Source organism: Paraburkholderia sediminicola (assembly GCF_902859805.1).
Lineage (GTDB): Bacteria > Pseudomonadota > Gammaproteobacteria > Burkholderiales > Burkholderiaceae > Paraburkholderia > Paraburkholderia sediminicola.
Window position 1 is genome coordinate 1,653,695 of sequence record NZ_CADIKC010000001.1, and the last position, 17,677, is coordinate 1,671,371.

General features: G+C 59.2%; 15 protein-coding genes. 9 read left to right on the plus strand and 6 right to left on the minus strand.

Annotated features, from left to right (window positions below; all coding sequences use genetic code 11):
* The first annotated feature begins 98 nt into the window (after positions 1-98).
* The 6 genes from R8871_RS07360 to R8871_RS07385 all read left to right on the plus strand — a co-directional run bounded on the left by R8871_RS07360 (position 99) and on the right by R8871_RS07385 (position 6,885).
* Positions 99-1,367: an ABC transporter permease gene (locus R8871_RS07360; protein ID WP_175050031.1), complete on the plus strand. Its 1,269-nt coding sequence runs from the start codon at positions 99-101 to the stop codon at positions 1,365-1,367.
* 24 nt (positions 1,368-1,391) lie between these two features.
* On the plus strand, positions 1,392-2,231 hold the full coding sequence (locus R8871_RS07365; RefSeq protein ID WP_175049714.1) for an ABC transporter permease: 840 nt from the start codon (positions 1,392-1,394) through the stop codon (positions 2,229-2,231).
* Between the two features lie 149 nt (positions 2,232-2,380).
* Complete coding sequence (locus R8871_RS07370) at positions 2,381-3,436, plus strand: OmpA family protein (protein ID WP_175049715.1); 1,056 nt, start codon at positions 2,381-2,383, stop codon at positions 3,434-3,436.
* Between the two features lie 169 nt (positions 3,437-3,605).
* Positions 3,606-4,241 (plus strand): response regulator transcription factor, encoded by a 636-nt coding sequence (locus tag R8871_RS07375; RefSeq protein WP_175049716.1) that lies wholly within the window; start codon positions 3,606-3,608, stop codon positions 4,239-4,241.
* A gap of 11 nt (positions 4,242-4,252) precedes the next feature.
* Positions 4,253-5,932 carry a sensor histidine kinase gene (locus tag R8871_RS07380; RefSeq protein WP_175049717.1) on the plus strand — a complete coding sequence of 560 codons (1,680 nt, stop codon included), beginning with the start codon at positions 4,253-4,255 and terminating at the stop codon, positions 5,930-5,932.
* Positions 5,929-6,885, plus strand: a complete 957-nt coding sequence (locus R8871_RS07385) for a hypothetical protein (RefSeq protein ID WP_175049718.1) — start codon at positions 5,929-5,931, stop codon at positions 6,883-6,885. Before R8871_RS07380 ends, R8871_RS07385 begins: the two co-directional genes overlap by 4 nt.
* Before the next feature lie 119 nt (positions 6,886-7,004).
* On the opposite strand, the gene acnA is transcribed toward R8871_RS07385, so the two are convergent.
* From acnA to R8871_RS07415, 6 genes are all read right to left on the minus strand, one after another.
* Complete coding sequence (gene acnA / locus R8871_RS07390) at positions 7,005-9,722, minus strand: aconitate hydratase AcnA (RefSeq protein WP_175049719.1); 2,718 nt, start codon at positions 9,720-9,722, stop codon at positions 7,005-7,007.
* 40 nt (positions 9,723-9,762) lie between these two features.
* A complete protein-coding gene (locus tag R8871_RS07395; protein ID WP_175049720.1) occupies positions 9,763-11,214 on the minus strand; it encodes a bifunctional 2-methylcitrate dehydratase/aconitate hydratase in 1,452 nt (483 codons plus the stop codon).
* Positions 11,215-11,239: 25 nt separating this feature from the next.
* The gene (locus tag R8871_RS07400; protein ID WP_175049721.1) at positions 11,240-11,740 is read right to left on the minus strand and encodes a hypothetical protein; all 501 of its coding nucleotides are present in this window, start codon (positions 11,738-11,740) and stop codon (positions 11,240-11,242) included.
* 105 nt (positions 11,741-11,845) lie between these two features.
* Complete coding sequence (gene prpC / locus R8871_RS07405; RefSeq protein ID WP_175049722.1) at positions 11,846-13,033, minus strand: bifunctional 2-methylcitrate synthase/citrate synthase; 1,188 nt, start codon at positions 13,031-13,033, stop codon at positions 11,846-11,848.
* A 163-nt stretch (positions 13,034-13,196) separates the two neighbouring features.
* The gene (locus R8871_RS07410) at positions 13,197-14,210 is read right to left on the minus strand and encodes an HpcH/HpaI aldolase/citrate lyase family protein (protein WP_175049723.1); all 1,014 of its coding nucleotides are present in this window, start codon (positions 14,208-14,210) and stop codon (positions 13,197-13,199) included.
* A gap of 228 nt (positions 14,211-14,438) precedes the next feature.
* Complete coding sequence (locus tag R8871_RS07415) at positions 14,439-15,422, minus strand: malate dehydrogenase (protein WP_074289036.1); 984 nt, start codon at positions 15,420-15,422, stop codon at positions 14,439-14,441.
* A gap of 504 nt (positions 15,423-15,926) precedes the next feature.
* On the opposite strand from R8871_RS07415, the gene R8871_RS07420 reads away from it, so the two are divergent.
* The 3 genes from R8871_RS07420 (at position 15,927) to sdhD (ending at position 17,674) form a co-directional block, all read left to right on the plus strand.
* Positions 15,927-16,727 carry a GntR family transcriptional regulator gene (locus R8871_RS07420; RefSeq protein ID WP_054034789.1) on the plus strand — a complete coding sequence of 267 codons (801 nt, stop codon included), beginning with the start codon at positions 15,927-15,929 and terminating at the stop codon, positions 16,725-16,727.
* Between the two features lie 157 nt (positions 16,728-16,884).
* The gene (gene sdhC, locus R8871_RS07425) at positions 16,885-17,301 is read left to right on the plus strand and encodes a succinate dehydrogenase, cytochrome b556 subunit (protein ID WP_054034790.1); all 417 of its coding nucleotides are present in this window, start codon (positions 16,885-16,887) and stop codon (positions 17,299-17,301) included.
* A gap of 4 nt (positions 17,302-17,305) precedes the next feature.
* Positions 17,306-17,674, plus strand: a complete 369-nt coding sequence (sdhD, locus tag R8871_RS07430) for a succinate dehydrogenase, hydrophobic membrane anchor protein (RefSeq protein ID WP_054034791.1) — start codon at positions 17,306-17,308, stop codon at positions 17,672-17,674.
* The last annotated feature ends 3 nt before the right edge of the window (positions 17,675-17,677 follow it).

Below are 17,677 nucleotides of genomic sequence, written 5' to 3' on the forward strand. Positions count from 1 at the left end.
CGCCAATTCCAGCCGACATGCGAACTCTGGTCGATAGCTAAGACGCTCACTCCGGATTGACATGCGAGTGCGTGGGATAGGAGACGGGTGTGACTACGATGACGATCGCCGGCGATTCGACGCCTGAGTCGAATGTTCGGCTCAAGCGAGAACTGAAGGCCGCGGAAGCGAAGAAGCGCGCGATGGCGCTGCTGCTGATTGCCCCGCTCGCCATTTTTCTGCTGCTGATTTTCGTTGTGCCGATCGGTGCGCTGCTGACGCGCGCCGCGCAGAATCCGGAAGTGGTTAACGCCTTGCCGCATACGCTAAATGCATTGCGCGGTTGGGACCGCAAGACGCCGCCTCCTGATGCAGCGTATGCCGCATTGGCTGTGGACCTCGCTGCGGTTGCCGATAGCGATGGCATGGGTGCGCTGGCGCGCCGCCTGAATGTCGAAATTCCCGGCTACCGCTCTCTGGTAGCGAAATCGGCGCATGCGATGCCGTTCGTCGACGACAACAGCAAGCCATTGAATCTCACACCTGCGCAAGTTCACGCGAAGTTCGTCGAAATCGACGAGCGCTGGAATGACATCGCGTATTGGCAGGCGATTGCAAAGAATTCTGGTGCGTATTCGCCGTTTTATCTACTGGCTTCGTTGGACCACAAGCAGGACGCGTTCGGCCACATTATTCCGACCGATCCAGACCAACAGATTTATCTCGCCGTGTTTAGCCGTACGTTTGTGATCGGCGCTGCCGTGACCTTTTTTGCGCTGCTGCTCGGATACCCGCTCGCGTACTGGATCTCGACATTGTCCGATCGTCGCGCGAATCTGGTGATGATTCTCGTACTGATTCCGTTCTGGACGTCGATCCTCGTGCGTGTCGCCGCGTGGATTGTGATTCTGCAAAGCGAAGGGCTGGTGAACAAGGCGCTGATTGCGAGCGGGCTGTTGCATGATCCGCTGTCGCTGCTGTTCAACCGAACCGGTGTGTACATCTCGATGACGCACATTCTGCTGCCGTTCATGATCTTGCCTCTGTATAGCGTGATGAAGTCGATCCCGCCGACCTATCAGCGCGCCGCGATCTCGCTCGGCAGCCATCCGTTTGCCGCGTTCTGGCGCGTGTATGTGCCGCAGACCTATCCGGGCATTGGTGCGGGTGCACTGCTCGTGTTCATTCTGGCTATCGGTTACTACATTACGCCGGCATTGCTCGGAGGACCAGGCGACCAGATGGTCAGCTACTACGTCGCGTACTTCACCAACGTGACGATCAACTGGGGCATGGCGTGTGCACTCGGCGGTTTGCTGCTCGCCGCGACGCTCGTGCTGTATGTCATCTACGGACGCTTTACGCGTTCGTCACTGAGCCTCGGCTGATTGGCTGAACGGAACTTACTCGCGATGAAACTTGCCAAGCCCTTGTTTGCGCCGCATACGTCTTTGGTCGAACGCGTGTGGTACTTCACGTTGCGCGCGCTTGCTGTGTTGACACTGCTGTATCTGATCTTGCCGGTGCTGGCGATTGTGCCGCTGTCCTTTTCTTCAAGCACGTTTCTGGTGTATCCGATTCCGGGCTGGTCGCTGCGCTGGTATCAGAACCTGATCGCGTCCGATGAGTGGCGCATGGCGGCGAAGAACAGTTTTATCGTGGCGCCGTCTGCGACTGTGGTTGCGACGGTGCTTGGAACGTTGGCGGCGATCGGGCTGACCAAAGCGAACTTCCGCGGTAAGGCGCTGCTGATGGCAATCCTGATTTCGCCAATGATTGTGCCGGTGGTGGTGGTCGGCGTCGGCATGTATTTGTTCTTTGCGCCGCTTGGGCTGGCGAATACGTACATCGGGCTGATTCTGGCGCATGCGTCGCTTGGCGTGCCGTTTGTCGTGACAACGGTGGCAGCGACGTTGCAGGGCTTCAACTACAACCTGGTGCGTGCCAGTTTGTCGCTGGGTGCGAATCCGGTGAAGACGTTTTTCCGTATCACGTTGCCGGTGATTGCACCGGGTGTGATTTCGGGCGCGCTGTTCGCGTTCGCGACTTCGTTCGATGAAGTGGTAGTGACGCTGTTCCTTGCGGGCGCGGATCAGACAACATTGCCGCGACAAATGTTTACAGGCATTCGCGAGAACATCAGCCCGACGATTGCTGCATTGGCAACGATTCTGATCGTGTTTTCCACCTGCCTGTTGTTAGCGCTGGAATGGCTGCGGGGGAGAAATGCGGCTCGTGCGGTGAAGAGTTGAGTCTGAACGGTACGACACCTCTTATGCAAGACGAATGTCGGCATCGCAAGTTTCCGATGACATTCTAAGAATGTTCCCATTCCCGGCCCGTATGTGTCTCTTCATACTCAGAACCTTCTCAAAGAAGATGCGTTCGACGCAGAAGGTCAATGAAACTCCAACTAACGGTACTTGCGTTCGCGCTGGCCTTGTCAGGCTGCGCGGACCATGCCGCGCGTGAACGGCTCGGCATCGAAGATGCCACCGTGTTGAAAACGGGCGTCGGCGCCTCACAGGACGACGCAGCCGGCGCGGCGAATCAGCAATGGGTGGAGACCTACGCGTCGATCGTCAGCGGCCGCACCGCGCTCGTATCGTTGCAACAGCGGCTCGATCAATTGCCGGGCGACAAGAACAGCTATTTCCACGCGAAGGCTCAATGCTGGATCGATGCCGGGCAGCAAACCGACGATCACTGGGGCTTCGTTGAAGAAGCGATCGGCCAGGCCGCAATGATCACGATGGGTCTTGAAAATGGCACGCCATTGTCTGCGGCCAATCCGGCGTTGCGCACTATGTCAACAGTGCGGCCGGATTTGTGGAAGATTGTCAATGCAATCAAGGCTGATTCCGCCGTCGCCAGATGCCCCGAAGCGCAAAAACCGCTGGCATGTGCCGAAGTCGAGTTGATGCAGGCTGGACATGACGCATGGGCGCGGAATTTCTCGAGCGCCGAAAAACGCCTACCAAAGATTCAGGAAAGTTTGCGGAAATCGGCGGAAACGGCGTTGCAATGCTCGACTGTGACACCGGAACCGGCCGTGGTGGCGCCTGCGGCGTCTGTGCCACAGAAGATTACGCTGCGAGCGGACTCTTTGTTCCGTTTCAATGGTGGCGACGAGGCATCGATCCTGCCTGCTGGCAAGTCCCAACTCGATGCCGTAGCGACCGGCCTCAAACAGGCTCGCAATATTAGCGAGCTAAACATCGCTGGCTACACCGATTTGCTCGGCAGCGGTGTGCACAATCGGAATCTGTCTTTGCGCCGTGCACAAACCGTCAAGCAGTATCTGCGCGCACGCGGAGTGACATTGCCGATCACCGTGCAGGGCCGCGGCGACGCCGATCAATTGGTCAGCTGTAAGCCGACAAAGCGTGACGAACTGGTGCGCTGCCTTGCGCCGAACCGGCGCGTAGAGATTGAATTTGTGCGTGCCGCGCCTTAGCCAGTTGCATTGAAAAAGTGGCGGCAGGCGCCTAGGTATGCCATCACGCTCTCTATCTGCTGACCCGGCTATATCCCGATCTTTGTCCACGCCCATTAATCTTCTCTCTTTAGTTTTCCACCGTGGTTCGGTGTTGATGTGGAAAGAGAGTATTCGTAAGGAATAGAAAATGTCTACCATTCTGATTATCGACGATCATCCTGCATTTCGGCTGGTTATCAAAACGCAACTCGTGCAACTGCTCGGTATTGAGGAAATAATCGAGGCTGATAACGGGCAAACCGCTGTCGAATTGGCCAGGCAGTACACGCCAAAGCTCGCGATACTCGATCTCGACATTCCGCGCATTAGTGGGCTCGACGTGATTCCACGTCTCAAGCTGGCCCATCCATCGATTCGTGTAATGGTGCTGTCTGGCCAGGATCCGGCTACGTTCGCCCCGCGAGTGATGCGTGCCGGTGTTCACGGGTTTGTCGGCAAAGCGCAGGAAATAAAGGAAATCATGCGCGGCGTCGAGGCAGTGCTGGCAGGTTATACGGTGTTTCCCGTCACGGTTGGCGGTGCCGGTATGATGCAGAGCGCCGGCTCAGGCAGTGAAGAAGACAAGCTCACACTCTTATCCGACAAGGAGCTCGTGATTCTGCAGATGCTCTCCAAAGGCACGTCGAACAAAGCCATCGGCGACGCGTTGTTCATGAGCGACAAAACGGTGAGCACATACAAGAGCCGAATTCAGGAGAAGCTTGGGCTGTCGTCATTGGCGGCCCTGATTGAGTTTGCTTCATTGCACAGGCTGATCGACTAGGTTTGCGGGTTATGAAATTCTTGGGCCTGCCTGGTTCTTCGGCGGACGTACCTGGTCGTGCGTCGCGTTTCTCCCGTAATGCGGGAGCCACTTCAATACGCTTTGCGACGGTGTTGGGTTGTCTCTTTGCGTTTGTGCTGCTTTGCATGATCTCAATGCGCGCCAACGCTACACCTTTGTTCGACGATTTGCGTCCAGCCGCCGCGCGTCCCTCGCATGATGCAATGGGGCAACTCAGCGGGTCGGCATGTACCGCCCGATTGTTTGCTGAAACGGGTGCCAGCGCTTCGTCGGCATATGCCGGCGATGAGGGCTGCGCGGCCGGCGGCCCGTCGGGAAGGAACATACGTGCCGCCACCGCCGATGAATGGCAGACATGGCTTTGGGCGATTGCGGCCCCCGCAATCGTCGCACTAGGTAACGCATGTCTATTTCGCGGTGTGCCGACGAGCACTGCGGAGACACCACATCGTACCGACAACGAATGGTCACGCGGTCCCGACTCGACGGAAACCGTGGAGCGCGCGTCACGTCTGGCAGCGTCCGCTGAGGCCGGCGCCGCCTTGTCTCTTGAACCGGTCAGGCTGTCGGGCGCAATGAGCCGTTTCGTGGAGGCACCGGTCATCGCCGTGATGGGCATGATTGAATCGATTGAAACGGTGTCTATGTTGCCCACACAGCGCACGCAACTGGCGGTGGTCGAATCCGCACTGCGCACATGGTCTCAAACGCTTCACGATTTGCTGGATGCCTCACCTGTCCAATCGCGCAGTATTGTTCTCGACGAAAGCGTGACGAATCTACGTAATCTCATGCACGGCGCCGTCGCGCTGTTGTCGACGGGCGCCGCGCAGCGAGGTGTGCGTGTGAAGGTAACCGTTGATCCAACGGTGGCCACGACGATTCTCGTCGATAGGGCGCGGCTCGGCCAGATGGTCTTCCACATGCTGAGCCGCGCAATCCAGATTGGCGTGCATCAGGAGATTGCGGTTGACGTGCGGTCGGAGCCGTTGAATGCCGGGTCCCAGCGCATTTTTATCAGTGTGAAGGATATCGGTTTGGGAACCGCGCGCACGGCTCAACTGCAACTTTTCGAGTCGAGCGCTAATGAGCCGTTTGCGGACCAATGGCCCGGCGGTACTGACACGGGCATGGCGCTATGCCGAACAATTGCGCAGCGCATGCAAGGCGAACTCTTGATATCGAGTGGTTCGGACTGCGTCATCCATGCAAGCTTCAGCGCGCCGTTCGCCGTAGAGCAATGGGAGTCGGTGTCAGAAAGGGTTCGCAACACGCAGTTGCCTTCGGGCGTTGTGGCGCACTTGCAAGAAGCTTCGCCCGCCTTTCCCTCTGAACCCTTCGAGCGCCGCTATCTTGAGGCACTGTCTGACGAGGGCATCGATTTGCGCACGTTTTTGGCTGGCTGGCGCAATTCTATTGATGATGACCTTGCACGCCTAAACGATGTGAGCCAACAACACCACAGCGACGGCCTCTATTCCGTGCTCCACCGATTGAGCGGAGCAGTAGGTCTGGTCGGCGCACACAGTTTAATGGAAGCGCTGCAGCGCGCGAGCGCTGCGCCGATGGAACATGATGCCGACGCAATCGATACGCTTGCGGAGCGTACGAGGATCCTGGCCATGCAACTCGATGTTGCGATCGACCCACACGGGAGCGTAGTACGATGAATCAACCGCAGGCTTTGATCCAAGGCGATTTGGCGCTGCCGAAGCTGTGGCCGTTTGACGATGTGCCGCCTCCGTTCGGTTCGAAACGACGCGCTGCGCAACAGGCGGCGCAGGACGCGATTCGACGTATCGCGAATCCGGCGGTTCAGAACCGGCTTCCTCCGAGCGTGAAGCATATCTTGCTGTACAAATCGCCGCCGCGACGCGTAGATTCCCATCGTTTCGAAGCGGCGATGGCTGAGGCAAAGCACTATATCGATCTAGAGACGCGCAAGACGGGTGCGCGTTCTTCGCGGTCGGATCAAGTGTGCGGCGCGGCGATTTTCGTCGGCGGGAGCATTGCTCTGGCCTGGTTACTGGCCACGTGCGCGATGCGAGATTCCGGAGTCACTCAGGAACTCGCGAAGAAGCCGCCGGTTGTGTCGACGACTCGCAGTCCGGCCGCTGACCATCAGCAACGATCAGACAAGCTGGCGAAGCAAGCCGTCGGAGACATACAGCCGGCATCGGCGATTACCGTGCCTTCGATCGCAAGCGCATCGTCGTCGGGAACATTGGTGAGATCCAATGCGGCAGTTGTTTCGCAGCAGCAGACAGCACGGGTAATCAAGCATGAATCCAGCGGCCATGTGGCAAAACCGGAACGGAAACCCACGACCGGGCTCATGACTCAGGATCAGGTTGCCAAACGGCTTGAGTTGAACCGTACGGCTCGCGCGGTTAACCGTCCCTCCGTGTCACGACAACCGGAATGGAACGGCGTCCGTCGATCGGTAGAAGACGACACGGTGGGCCGTACGTCGTCGTGGCTCAACTGGTCAGCACAGCCGCCGCGCAGCCACGTCACAACGCGTATTGCTGTGCCAGTGGATACCGACTGGAATGCCCGCATGACTCAACGCCGGATCACCGACAACCCGGACGCGTTCCAGCTCGATCGCGGTCAACAGTAAAAACAAAGAGCCAAAAAAAAAGCCCGGCCAAAAGCCGGGCTTCCAAAGTCGGCTGCGTCCTCCACAGGACGCAGCCCCTGCAAAACAGCTCGCAGTTACTGCATACGTAAGCGAATACCTTAAGCAGCCAGCAGCGAACGCAGCACGAACGGCAGAATCCCGCCGTGCTTGTAGTAATCCACTTCGATCGGCGTATCGATACGCAGCAGAACCTGCACGCGCTTTTCCTTGCCGTCCTTGCCGTGAATCACCAGCGTCACTTCCTGTTGCGGCTTGAAGTCTGCGCCCAGGCCTTCCACGTCGAACGTTTCTTCGCCAGTAATACCGAGCGATTGCACGCTATCCGAGCCCTTGAATTGCAGCGGCAGCACGCCCATACCCACCAGGTTCGAGCGGTGAATCCGCTCGAAGCTGCGTGCAACCACAGCCTTCACGCCCAGCAGTTGCGTACCCTTCGCAGCCCAGTCACGCGACGAGCCCGTACCGTACTCTTCACCGGCAAACACAACCGTCGGCGTGCCCGCGTCGATGTACTTCATCGCTGCGTCATAGATCGACTCTTGTTCGCCGCTCGGCTGGTGAATCGTCAGGCCGCCTTCCACACGCGTACCGTCTGCCTTCGCCGGGATCATCAGGTTCTTGATCCGGACGTTCGCGAACGTACCGCGCATCATCACGTCGTGGTTGCCGCGGCGCGAGCCGTAGCTGTTGAAGTCGGCCTTCTGCACGCCGTTTGCCTTCAGCCACTTGCCTGCCGGCGAGTCTTCCTTGATCGAGCCTGCCGGGCTGATGTGGTCGGTCGTGACCGAGTCACCGAAGATGCCCAGTGCGCGCGCGCCCTTAACCGGAGCGATGCTGTCGGCCGGCGTCATCGAGAAGTCCTTGCCGAAGAACGGCGGCTCAGCGATGTAGGTCGACTTAGGCCAGTCGTAGACTTGACCTTCTTCGCCTTCGATCTTGCTCCACAGGTCGCCCTTCTTGGTCAGCGCCGAGTAGTTCTTGCGGAACGCATCTGCGTCCAGCGCGAACTTGAGCAGCTCGTTGACTTCTTCGCTGGTCGGCCAAATGTCGCCCAGGTAGATGTCCTTGCCGCCCTTGCCCTTGCCGACCGGTTCGGTCATCAGGTCGCGCGTGATGTTGCCGGCGATCGCGTAAGCCACAACCAGCGGCGGCGAGGCCAGGAAGTTCGCGCGGATGTTCGGGTGAATACGCGCTTCGAAGTTACGGTTGCCGGACAGAACCGCTGCCGCGACGATGTCGTTCTTCGTGATCGCTTCGTTCAGTTCCGGCGTCAGGTCGCCCGCGTTACCGATACAGGTCGTGCAACCGTAAGCGGCCAGCGTGAAACCGAGCTTGTCGAGGTACTTCATCAAGTCGGTCTTCGTCAGGTATTCCGTGACGATGCGCGATCCCGGCGCGAGCGACGTCTTGATATGCGGAGCGACCGTCAGGCCGGCTTCTACAGCCTTCTTCGCCAGCAGACCAGCCGCCAGCAGCACGCTCGGGTTCGACGTGTTCGTGCACGACGTGATCGCAGCGATCAGAATGTCGCCGTTCTTCACGTCGACGCCGTTGCTCGTCGTGTATTGCGCGTCCAGATCGGCTTCCTTCTTCGCAAAGCCGTTTTCTGCGACCGGCTTCGAGAACAGGTCGCTGAAGGTCGACTTCACGTGACCGATTTCGATACGGTCTTGCGGGCGCTTCGGACCTGCCAGCGACGGCGTCACCGTGCCGAGATCCAGCGTGACGACCTTGGTGTAGTCGATCTGGCCAGCCTTCGGAATACCGAACAGACCCTGCGCCTTGAAGTAGTTTTCGAAGGCGGAGATTTCTGCGTCGGTGCGGCCCGTGCCCTTGAAGTAGTCGATGGTTTTTTCGTCGACCGGGAAGAAGCCCATCGTTGCGCCGTATTCCGGCGCCATGTTGCCGATCGTTGCGCGGTCCGGCAGCGACAGCGACTTCGTGCCTTCGCCGAAGAACTCGACGAACTTGCCGACAACCTTTTCCTTACGCAGCAGTTCCGTCACGGTCAGGACCAGGTCGGTTGCCGTCAGGCCTTCGCGCAGCTTGCCCTTCAGTTCGACACCCACCACGTCCGGCGTCAGGAAGTACACCGGCTGGCCGAGCATGCCGGCTTCAGCTTCGATACCGCCCACGCCCCAGCCCACCACACCGATACCGTTGATCATGGTGGTGTGGCTGTCCGTGCCGACCAGCGAATCCGGGTAGTACACGGTGTCCGCGCCTTCGGCCTTCTTGTGCACGCCGCGTGCGAGGTATTCCAGGTTCACCTGGTGAACGATACCCACGCCCGGCGGCACGACCTTGAACGTGTCGAATGCCTGCATGCCCCACTTCATGAACTGGTAGCGCTCGTTGTTGCGCTGGAATTCCAGTTTCATGTTCAGATCAAGCGCGTTCTTTTCGCGGAAGTGATCGATCTGCACCGAGTGGTCGACCACCAGATCAACCGGGACCAGCGGTTCGATCGACTTCGGATCCTTGCCCATGTGTTTTGCGACACCGCGCATTGCAGCGATGTCAGCGAGCAGCGGCACGCCGGTAAAGTCCTGCAGCACGACGCGCGACACCACGAACGGGATTTCGTCGACGCGCGCAGCGGTCGGCTTCCAGTTCGCGAGTTGCTCGATGTGTTCTTCGGCGATCTTCTTGCCGTCGTAGTTACGCAGCACCGATTCCAGCACGATACGGATCGAAACCGGCAGGCGGTCGATCTTGATGTTCAGTGCCTTGCCGAGTTGCGGCAGGGAGTAGAACTTGCCTTTGCCGGAACCGCTGTCGAATTCCTTGAGCGTTTTGTGGAGGTTGTGGGCCATGGTGTTTTCCTTGGTTTGATCGCGGAACTACTGTACTTAACTAGATGACGTACAAATCGACGTATTCATTGACCGGCATGGCTTCGAGCCTTGCCTGATCGAGCGACACGTCGAGAATCGCCAGTTGTTGCCTGACCGGAAAGCGGCGCGCGAGATTGGTCTTGAACTTCTCGACCAGCAACGGAATCCCGTCTTCGCGACGACGCTTATGACCGATCGGGTATTCGACTACAACTTCGTCGAACGTCGACCCATCGTTGAATTCGACCGTCAGTGCATTGGCGATCGAACGCTTCTCCGGATCGTGGTAATCCTTCGTGAACTGCGCGTCTTCGACACACTCCATCCTGGCGCGCAGCACATCGATACGCGCGTCCTGCGCGATCGAATCTTCATAATCCGCGGCCGTCAGGCGGCCATGGATCAACGGCACGGCGATCATGTACTGAATGCAATGATCGCGGTCGGCCGGATTGTTCAGAGGGCCCTTCTTATCGATGATACGGATCGCGGCTTCGTGTGTGCGAATCGTGATCTTGTTGATGTCTTCCACTCGCTTGCCTGCCGCATTGAGTTGCGCATGCAGCGTCATGGCCGCTTCCACCGCCGTTTGCGCGTGGAATTCAGCCGGGAACGAGATCTTGAACAACACGTTTTCCATCACGTACGAGCCGTACGGGCGTTGGAACCTGAACGCATTGCCCTTGAACAGGACATCGTAAAAGCCCCATGTCTTCGCGGTCAGCACCGACGGATAGCCCATCTCGCCGGTCTTCGCGATCAGCGCGAGACGCACGGCGCGCGACGTCGCATCGCCCGCGGCCCACGATTTGCGTGAACCCGTGTTTGGCGCGTGGCGGTAAGTGCGTAACGCATGTCCATCGACAAACGCCTGCGATACCGCGTTGATCAACTCTTCCCGTGTCAAACCGATCAACTGGCCGACCACGGCGGTGGAAGCCAGCTTCACCAGCAATACATGATCGAGCCCGACCTTGTTGAACGAGTTTTCGAGCGCGATACAACCTTGAATTTCGTGCGCCTTGATCATGCCGATCAAAACGTCTTTCATCGTCAGCGGCTTTTTGCCCGCCGCGACGGCACTGCGCGACAGCCAGTCGGCCGTGGCCAGAATCCCGCCGAGGTTATCCGACGGATGGCCCCATTCGGCCGCCAGCCATGTGTCGTTGAAGTCCAGCCAGCGGATCATCGCGCCGATATTGAAGGCGGCCTGAACCGGATCCAGCTGGAACGACGTGCCCGGCACCTTCGCGCCGTTGGGGACGATCGTGCCTGGCACAATCGGTCCCATCAGCTTGGTGCAGGCAGGGTAGGTGAGCGCCTCGAGTCCGCAGCCGAGCGTATCGATCAGGCAGTTACGCGCGGTGTCCAGCGCGAGCGTGCTGTCGATCGGGAATTCCAGTACGTAATCGACGATATCGACCAGGACTGGGTCCGGGTCGGGTCGCACGTTGGAAATCGGAGCGGACATCGGGGAGCTTTCCTGATGTAACTGATTAGTTGCTGGTCTTGTCGATCGCGTTCGATTGCGTCGGAGCCGGTGCGCCTTGTTGCATGGCTACCGTCTTGCACTCGTCGGCCAGACGCGAGCTGTCCTTATCCGAGAACAGCATTGCCTTCGTCGGGATCACGACCAGGTCCATACCCGATGCTGCGTCGTGGAAGCGGTCTGCGCCCGTGGTGGTTGCTTCGCGCGGCAGATTGTAGTTTTTGTTCGCCCAGTGAACCGTGACGATCTGATCGCGCTTCATGTCGCCCTTCAGGTCGAATGCCAGACCTTCGTTGCACGACCACTTTTCCGAACCTTCCGGCACCGGATCGACCTTCGCTTCCTTGGCCGGATTCGGTTTGCGCTTGATCAGGCGCTTCGGTTGCGGCTTCTTCGGCACGGCCTTGGCAGCCGGCGTGGTGGTGGTTTGTGCAGCGGCGTCCGTCGCAACGGTCAGCATCGTCGTGGACAAAGCGCCGATTACGGCGGCGATCAACAGCTTATTCATGGAGGAGAACCTTTCTATCTAGTTTCAGTTGAACAGTACGCGGGCTACCGGTCCTGGCAACCGCGAGGGTTGAACTGCACGCGCTTCGAAAGCGCACAGCGACCGCTATTTTCTCCTATTTAGCGCCACGAACTTCAAATTCTCTGGACCGGTGTAATTCGCACTCGGACGGATGATCTTGTTGTCGATCCGCTGCTCGATGATGTGCGCGCTCCAGCCTGCCGTACGGGCGATCACGAACAGCGGCGTGAACATCGCGGTGGGCACGCCCATCATGTGATACGAAACCGCGCTGAACCAGTCGAGATTTGGAAACATCTTTTTCACATCTGCCATCACTGTTTCAAGTCGCTCGGCGATATTGAACAGTTTCAGGTTGCCCGCTTCCTTCGACAGCTTCTTCGCGACTTCCTTGATGACCTTGTTGCGCGGGTCGGAGATCGTGTACACCGGGTGACCGAAACCGATCACCACTTCCTTGTTCTCGACGCGCTTGCGGATATCGGCTTCGGCCTCATCCGGTGTCTGATAGCGCGACTGGATCTCGAACGCGACTTCGTTGGCGCCGCCGTGCTTCGGGCCGCGCAGCGCGCCGATTGCACCGGTGATCGCCGAGTAGATGTCCGAGCCCGTGCCCGCGATCACGCGGCCGGTGAAGGTCGACGCGTTGAATTCATGCTCGGCATACAGGTTCAGCGACACATGCATTGCGTCGACCCATGCCTTCGACGGTTCCACACCGTGCAGCAGATGCAGGAAGTGGCCGCCGATCGAGTCGTCGTCGGTTTCGACTTCGATGCGCTTGCCGTTGTGCGAGTAGTGGTACCAGTACAGCAGCATCGAGCCGAGCGAGGCCATCAGCTTGTCGGCGATGTCGCGTGCGCCCGGCAGGTTGTGATCGTCTTTCTCGGGCAGCACGGTGCCGAGCACCGACACGCCGGTGCGCATCACATCCATCGGATGAGCGGCGGCCGGAATCCATTCCAGCGCGGCTTTGACGTTCGCGGGCAAACCGCGCAGCGCCTTGAGTTTGGTCTTGTAGGCGGTGAGTTCAGCCTGCGTCGGCAGCTTTTCGTGGACCAGCAGATAAGCAATCTCTTCGAATTCGCATGCCCCGGCGATGTCGAGAATGTCGTAGCCGCGGTAGTGCAGGTCGTTGCCGGTCTTGCCGACCGTGCAAAGCGCGGTGTTGCCAGCCGTCACGCCGGACAGGGCGACGGATTTCTTCGGTTTGAAGCCGCTTTTAGATTCGTTCTCGCCTTGTGCACCGGCGGTTTGCGTCGTCTCGCTCATCTCCCGCAATCTCCTTTGTGCCTGCTCATTGTTTCCGGTTGAACCACGCTTTCGACGTCTGTTTCCTGCTGTGCGAGACGCTGCTCTGATTCGCCTGCACGACGCCACGCGAGCGCGCCTACCGTCGCTGCCATGCCGGCTGCTGCATCGGCCATCGTGCTCATCATGCGGCTTGCCCGTTAGCGCCCACTTTCGTGAAGAGCGGCGCGGCGTCTTGCGGGACGGCGCGACCCGTGGATTGCGCGCGACGCAGCACCGACCAGTAATAGCGATAGCTCGCCCGGTCGTGCAGCGTGTCGTGATAGCGCGTCGGCCCCCATTGCGCCGATTGCGCAGCCAGCAGAATTTCGGTAGCAGTGACGATTTCTTCGTCGCGCGGAGCAAATGCAGCGACGATCGCTTCGATCTGCGCCGGATGGATACTCCACATGCGCGTGTAGCCACACTCGTTGCGGGCACGGGCGGCGTCGTTTGCAACCACGCTCATGTCGCGCACTTCGGTGCTGACGTTATGCGACGGCACCTTGCCGTACGCATGGCACGCCGCCGAAATCTCGAGTTTCGCGCGCCGTACCAGCGGATGATCGAACTGACCGGGCGAGCGCATGGCGGTATCGGGAATCGCGCCGTCGTGCGCGGAAACGAAGTCCATCAGACCGAAGCTCAGCGCTTCCACACCAGGCAGTGCGGCCAGATCGAACACGCGTGTCAACGCGCCGTGCGTTTCGACCAGCAATTGCACCGGCACCGGCTGCGCGATGCCGAGTTCACGCCGCGTAGCCTCGATGAACGCGACCATTTCGGCGGCATCGGGAACGTTGCGGATCTTCGGCAGGGTGATGTAAGCAGGCGCGCGCTTTGCAGCGCGCAGAATGAGACGGACGTCGTCACGCCAGTGCGCGTGGTCGAAGTCGTGAATCCGTACGCCGACACGGCCGAAGCGGTCATGCTCGCTGCCCAGCAGCGACGCGACCAGCTCCGCGTGTTCTGCTTCCCGGCCCACCTGCGCGCCGTCTTCGCAATCGAGCGTGATGTCGAACACCGGGCCGAGTTGCTGCTGCAATGCCAGTGATTTCAGCATCAGCTTCTCGCTGCCGGCGTAGTGATCGCAGGCAGGCAGCACAGCGGGCGGCACTTCGCCGTCAAACAGCACTTCGGCGGGGGTGAGGGCGCGCATCTTCGGCGTCAGGATTCTGGGTGGTCGGGTGGGTAAATCGGATTCGGACGCGCTCTGCTCGGCGATCAGCCAGCCATGACGCAAAGCGCGTTCGAATCAGAGGCGAATACTGGCACGACAAATTGCGAAGTGAACCGCAATTTCGTAGGACGTACCTGCATTCGCACGTAAAAAACCGGAACCCGCCGCTGTAATGCTTCGGAGTTCCGGTTCGTCTGCATCAGGCGCTTAGCCGAGCAGATGTTGAACGCCTTCGCGCTCTTCGAGCAGCTCGTTCAGCGTGCCGTCCATCTTTTCGCGCGAGAACGCGTCGATTGCCAGACCTTCAACGCGCTTGTACTCGCCGTTTTCGCAGGTAACCGGCACACCGTAGATGATGTCTTCCGGAATGCCGTACGAACCGTCCGACGGGATACCCATGGTGACCCACTTGCCGTTCGTGCCGAGCACCCAGTCACGCACGTGGTCGATTGCAGCGTTGGCTGCCGACGCTGCCGACGACAGGCCGCGCGCTTCGATAATCGCTGCGCCGCGCTTGCCGACGGTCGGGATGAACGTGTTGCGGTTCCATTCTTCGTCGTTGATCAGCTTGGTCAGGTCTTGACCTTCAGCCGTTGCAACGCGGAAGTCCGGGTACATGGTCGGCGAGTGGTTGCCCCACACAGCCAGCTTCTCGATCGAAGCGACCGGCTTGCCCGACTTGGCAGCCAGTTGCGACAGTGCACGGTTGTGGTCCAGACGCAGCATGGCGGTGAAGTTCTTCTTCGGCAGATCCGGCGCCGACTTCATGGCGATGTAAGCGTTGGTGTTGGCCGGGTTGCCGACCACCAGCACCTTCACGTCGCGGCTCGCGACTTCGTTCAGCGCCTTGCCCTGAACCGTGAAGATTTCGGCGTTTGCCGACAGCAGGTCTTTACGCTCCATGCCTTTCGAACGCGGACGTGCGCCGACCAGCAGGGCCACGTCTGCATCCTTGAATGCAACCTTCGGGTCGTCAGTGATCACGACGCCCGACAGCAGCGGGAATGCGCAATCATCCAGTTCCATCACGACGCCTTTGACGGCGCCTTGCGCTTGCGGCAGGTCGAGCAGTTGCAGGATAACCGGCTGGTCCTTACCGAGCAGATCGCCATTGGCGATGCGGAACAGTAGGGAGTAAGCGATTTGACCTGCGGCGCCGGTGACGGCAACGCGCTTTGCGGGCTTAGCCATTGAGAAATCTCCAGGACGATGCGTTAGACGCTAGGGAAAACGCCATTCTATATGCGCGTTCAGCGAAGCGTTGTGAAACACGGCGGAATTCACTGTTCGCGTACGGCCTCGGAATGTGCCGAGGCTGTGCGGCGCGCTGCGGCAAGACCGCCATGCCGGAAACCTGTACTACTAGCGGGGAGCGGGGCATGTTGGCGCCGGGTAGCCGCTGCACGATGCGGGCTCCTGCAAACAGCGCGTTTCGGCAAGCGTCTGACCAACGAATGGCGGCGAATCGAAACCTGGACTGCGTGGGAACAGCATGGCGCAGAGTGGCTGCCGGTGCGCTGCGGCGCTGTATTGCATCGTGCAAAACAGCCGCCGAAAAACCCGCAAACCCTTGCTCGACAAGGAGTGTAGGAGCCGTCAGACACAAAGTCAACATTATCTTATGTCTTATATAAGACATATCTGTTGCGGGGAAAACCCTAGACGCGGCCCGGCCCTTTATGATGAAATGCGCGGATGACTTCGAACCAGGCGAACACCGCGAATCCGAACGGCCATGGGGCCACGGGCGAGGGTGTATCCGCTGCCACGCCCGCTACGTCGCCCACTTTCAGCCCCTTGTATCAGCAGATCAAGGGCTTGATTACGCAGAGCCTCGAAACCGGCGAATGGAAACCTGGCGAGATCATTCCTAGTGAAGTCGAATTGGCGGCCAGATTCAAGGTCAGTCAGGGAACCGTGCGCAAAGCGATCGACGAGCTTGCCGCCGACAACCTGCTGGTGCGCCGCCAGGGCAAGGGTACGTTTGTTGCAACGCACAATGAAGACCGTGCCCAGTTTCGCTTCCTCAGATTACTGGCCGATGACGGCGCGGAACACCCGCACGTCAGCCGCCTGCTTGAATGTCGGCGTTTGCGCGCTTCGGCGGACATCGCCCGGCAACTCGATCTGAAACCCGCCGATCCGGTGGTGTTGATCAAGCGCTTGCTGCAGTTCGACGGTGAAGTCACCGTACTCGACGAAATCTGGTTGCCCGGCGCGGTGTTTCGCGGGCTCACGCTCGAGCGGCTGTCGGAGTATAAAGGTCCCCTCTACGCAATGTTCGAGACGGAATTCGGCACACGCATGATCCGCGCAACGGAGAAGATCCGGGCGGTCGCGGCTGATCCGGCGGTCGCCGATCTGCTGCATGTGCCGGCGGGTTTTCCGCTGCTTTCGGTCGAACGCGTCTCCTATACATATGGAGACCGGCCGGTTGAGGTGCGCCGTGGTTGGTATGTCACAACCGGGTATTACTATCAGAACGATCTGAGTTGAATCGGGACGAAAAAGGGCGTTGCGTCCCACACGCACGCCTGTTTGAAGGTGCCTTTATCGCGCACGCTGTAACGGACCGGGAGTGGTTTTCGCTGCAGCGCGATATAAAAAGGCGCTAAAATTGCGGATTAGTGTGACTACATAGTAGGGGTCTAGCATGGCTGAAGCCGTAAAAAAACCGAGGCCGGAATTCCGGAACATCGGTATCGGGCAGATTTTGACGGCATACCGTCTACCGCTAGCGGGGCGAGTGTCGATCTTGCACCGCTTGAGCGGTGGTCTGCTTTTTGTTTTTCTTCCGTTCCTGCTGTACCTCTTTGATCAGAGCCTGACTTCCGAACTCAGTTTCGAAGTCTTCAAGGGCTTCCTCTCCAACATCATCGTCAAGCTCATCACGCTCGTTCTCGCGTGGGCCTTCCTGTTCCACTTCTGCGCCGGTGTTCGTCACCTGTTCATGGATACGAGCCACGGCCTCACGACCAAAGAGAAGGGCAAGCAAACCTCCATCGTGGTGCTGGTCGTTTCGTCGCTTCTGACGATTGCTTTCGCGCTCAAACTCTTCGGAGCATTCTAAAAAAATGGCAGCTAATAACCGAATCGGTCCGAAGCGTCTCGTCGTCGGCGCACATTACGGCCTGCGCGACTGGCTCGCCCAGCGCATTACCGCCTGCATCATGGCCGTGTACACGGTGATCCTGCTCGCATGGTTCTTCGGCGCGCGCGATTTCTCGTATGACGGCTGGGCCTCGATCTTTGCAACGCAATGGATGAAGCTCGCCACGTTTGTCACGCTGCTGTCGCTGTTCTATCACGCGTGGGTTGGTATCCGCGACATCTGGATGGACTATGTGAAGCCCGTTGGCACGCGCCTGTTTCTTCAAGCGCTGACGATCGTCTGGCTGCTCGCATGTGCGGGCTACGCTGCGCAGATTCTCTGGAGAGTGTAAAAG

What these genes read in the sequence shown, in the direction of transcription:
- prpC (WP_175049722.1), bottom strand. Translation starts at nt 13,033, where the DNA reads ATGAGCGAGACGACGCAAACCGCCGGTGCACAAGGCGAGAACGAATCT.
- R8871_RS07420 (WP_054034789.1), top strand. Translation starts at nt 15,927, where the DNA reads ATGACTTCGAACCAGGCGAACACCGCGAATCCGAACGGCCATGGGGCC.
- R8871_RS07375 (WP_175049716.1), top strand. Translation starts at nt 3,606, where the DNA reads ATGTCTACCATTCTGATTATCGACGATCATCCTGCATTTCGGCTGGTT.
- R8871_RS07400 (WP_175049721.1), bottom strand. Translation starts at nt 11,740, where the DNA reads ATGAATAAGCTGTTGATCGCCGCCGTAATCGGCGCTTTGTCCACGACG.
- sdhD (WP_054034791.1), top strand. Translation starts at nt 17,306, where the DNA reads ATGGCAGCTAATAACCGAATCGGTCCGAAGCGTCTCGTCGTCGGCGCA.
- acnA (WP_175049719.1), bottom strand. Translation starts at nt 9,722, where the DNA reads ATGGCCCACAACCTCCACAAAACGCTCAAGGAATTCGACAGCGGTTCC.
- R8871_RS07395 (WP_175049720.1), bottom strand. Translation starts at nt 11,214, where the DNA reads ATGTCCGCTCCGATTTCCAACGTGCGACCCGACCCGGACCCAGTCCTG.
- R8871_RS07370 (WP_175049715.1), top strand. Translation starts at nt 2,381, where the DNA reads ATGAAACTCCAACTAACGGTACTTGCGTTCGCGCTGGCCTTGTCAGGC.
- R8871_RS07365 (WP_175049714.1), top strand. Translation starts at nt 1,392, where the DNA reads ATGAAACTTGCCAAGCCCTTGTTTGCGCCGCATACGTCTTTGGTCGAA.
- R8871_RS07385 (WP_175049718.1), top strand. Translation starts at nt 5,929, where the DNA reads ATGAATCAACCGCAGGCTTTGATCCAAGGCGATTTGGCGCTGCCGAAG.
- R8871_RS07380 (WP_175049717.1), top strand. Translation starts at nt 4,253, where the DNA reads ATGAAATTCTTGGGCCTGCCTGGTTCTTCGGCGGACGTACCTGGTCGT.
- R8871_RS07415 (WP_074289036.1), bottom strand. Translation starts at nt 15,422, where the DNA reads ATGGCTAAGCCCGCAAAGCGCGTTGCCGTCACCGGCGCCGCAGGTCAA.
- R8871_RS07360 (WP_175050031.1), top strand. Translation starts at nt 99, where the DNA reads ATGACGATCGCCGGCGATTCGACGCCTGAGTCGAATGTTCGGCTCAAG.
- R8871_RS07410 (WP_175049723.1), bottom strand. Translation starts at nt 14,210, where the DNA reads ATGCGCGCCCTCACCCCCGCCGAAGTGCTGTTTGACGGCGAAGTGCCG.
- sdhC (WP_054034790.1), top strand. Translation starts at nt 16,885, where the DNA reads ATGGCTGAAGCCGTAAAAAAACCGAGGCCGGAATTCCGGAACATCGGT.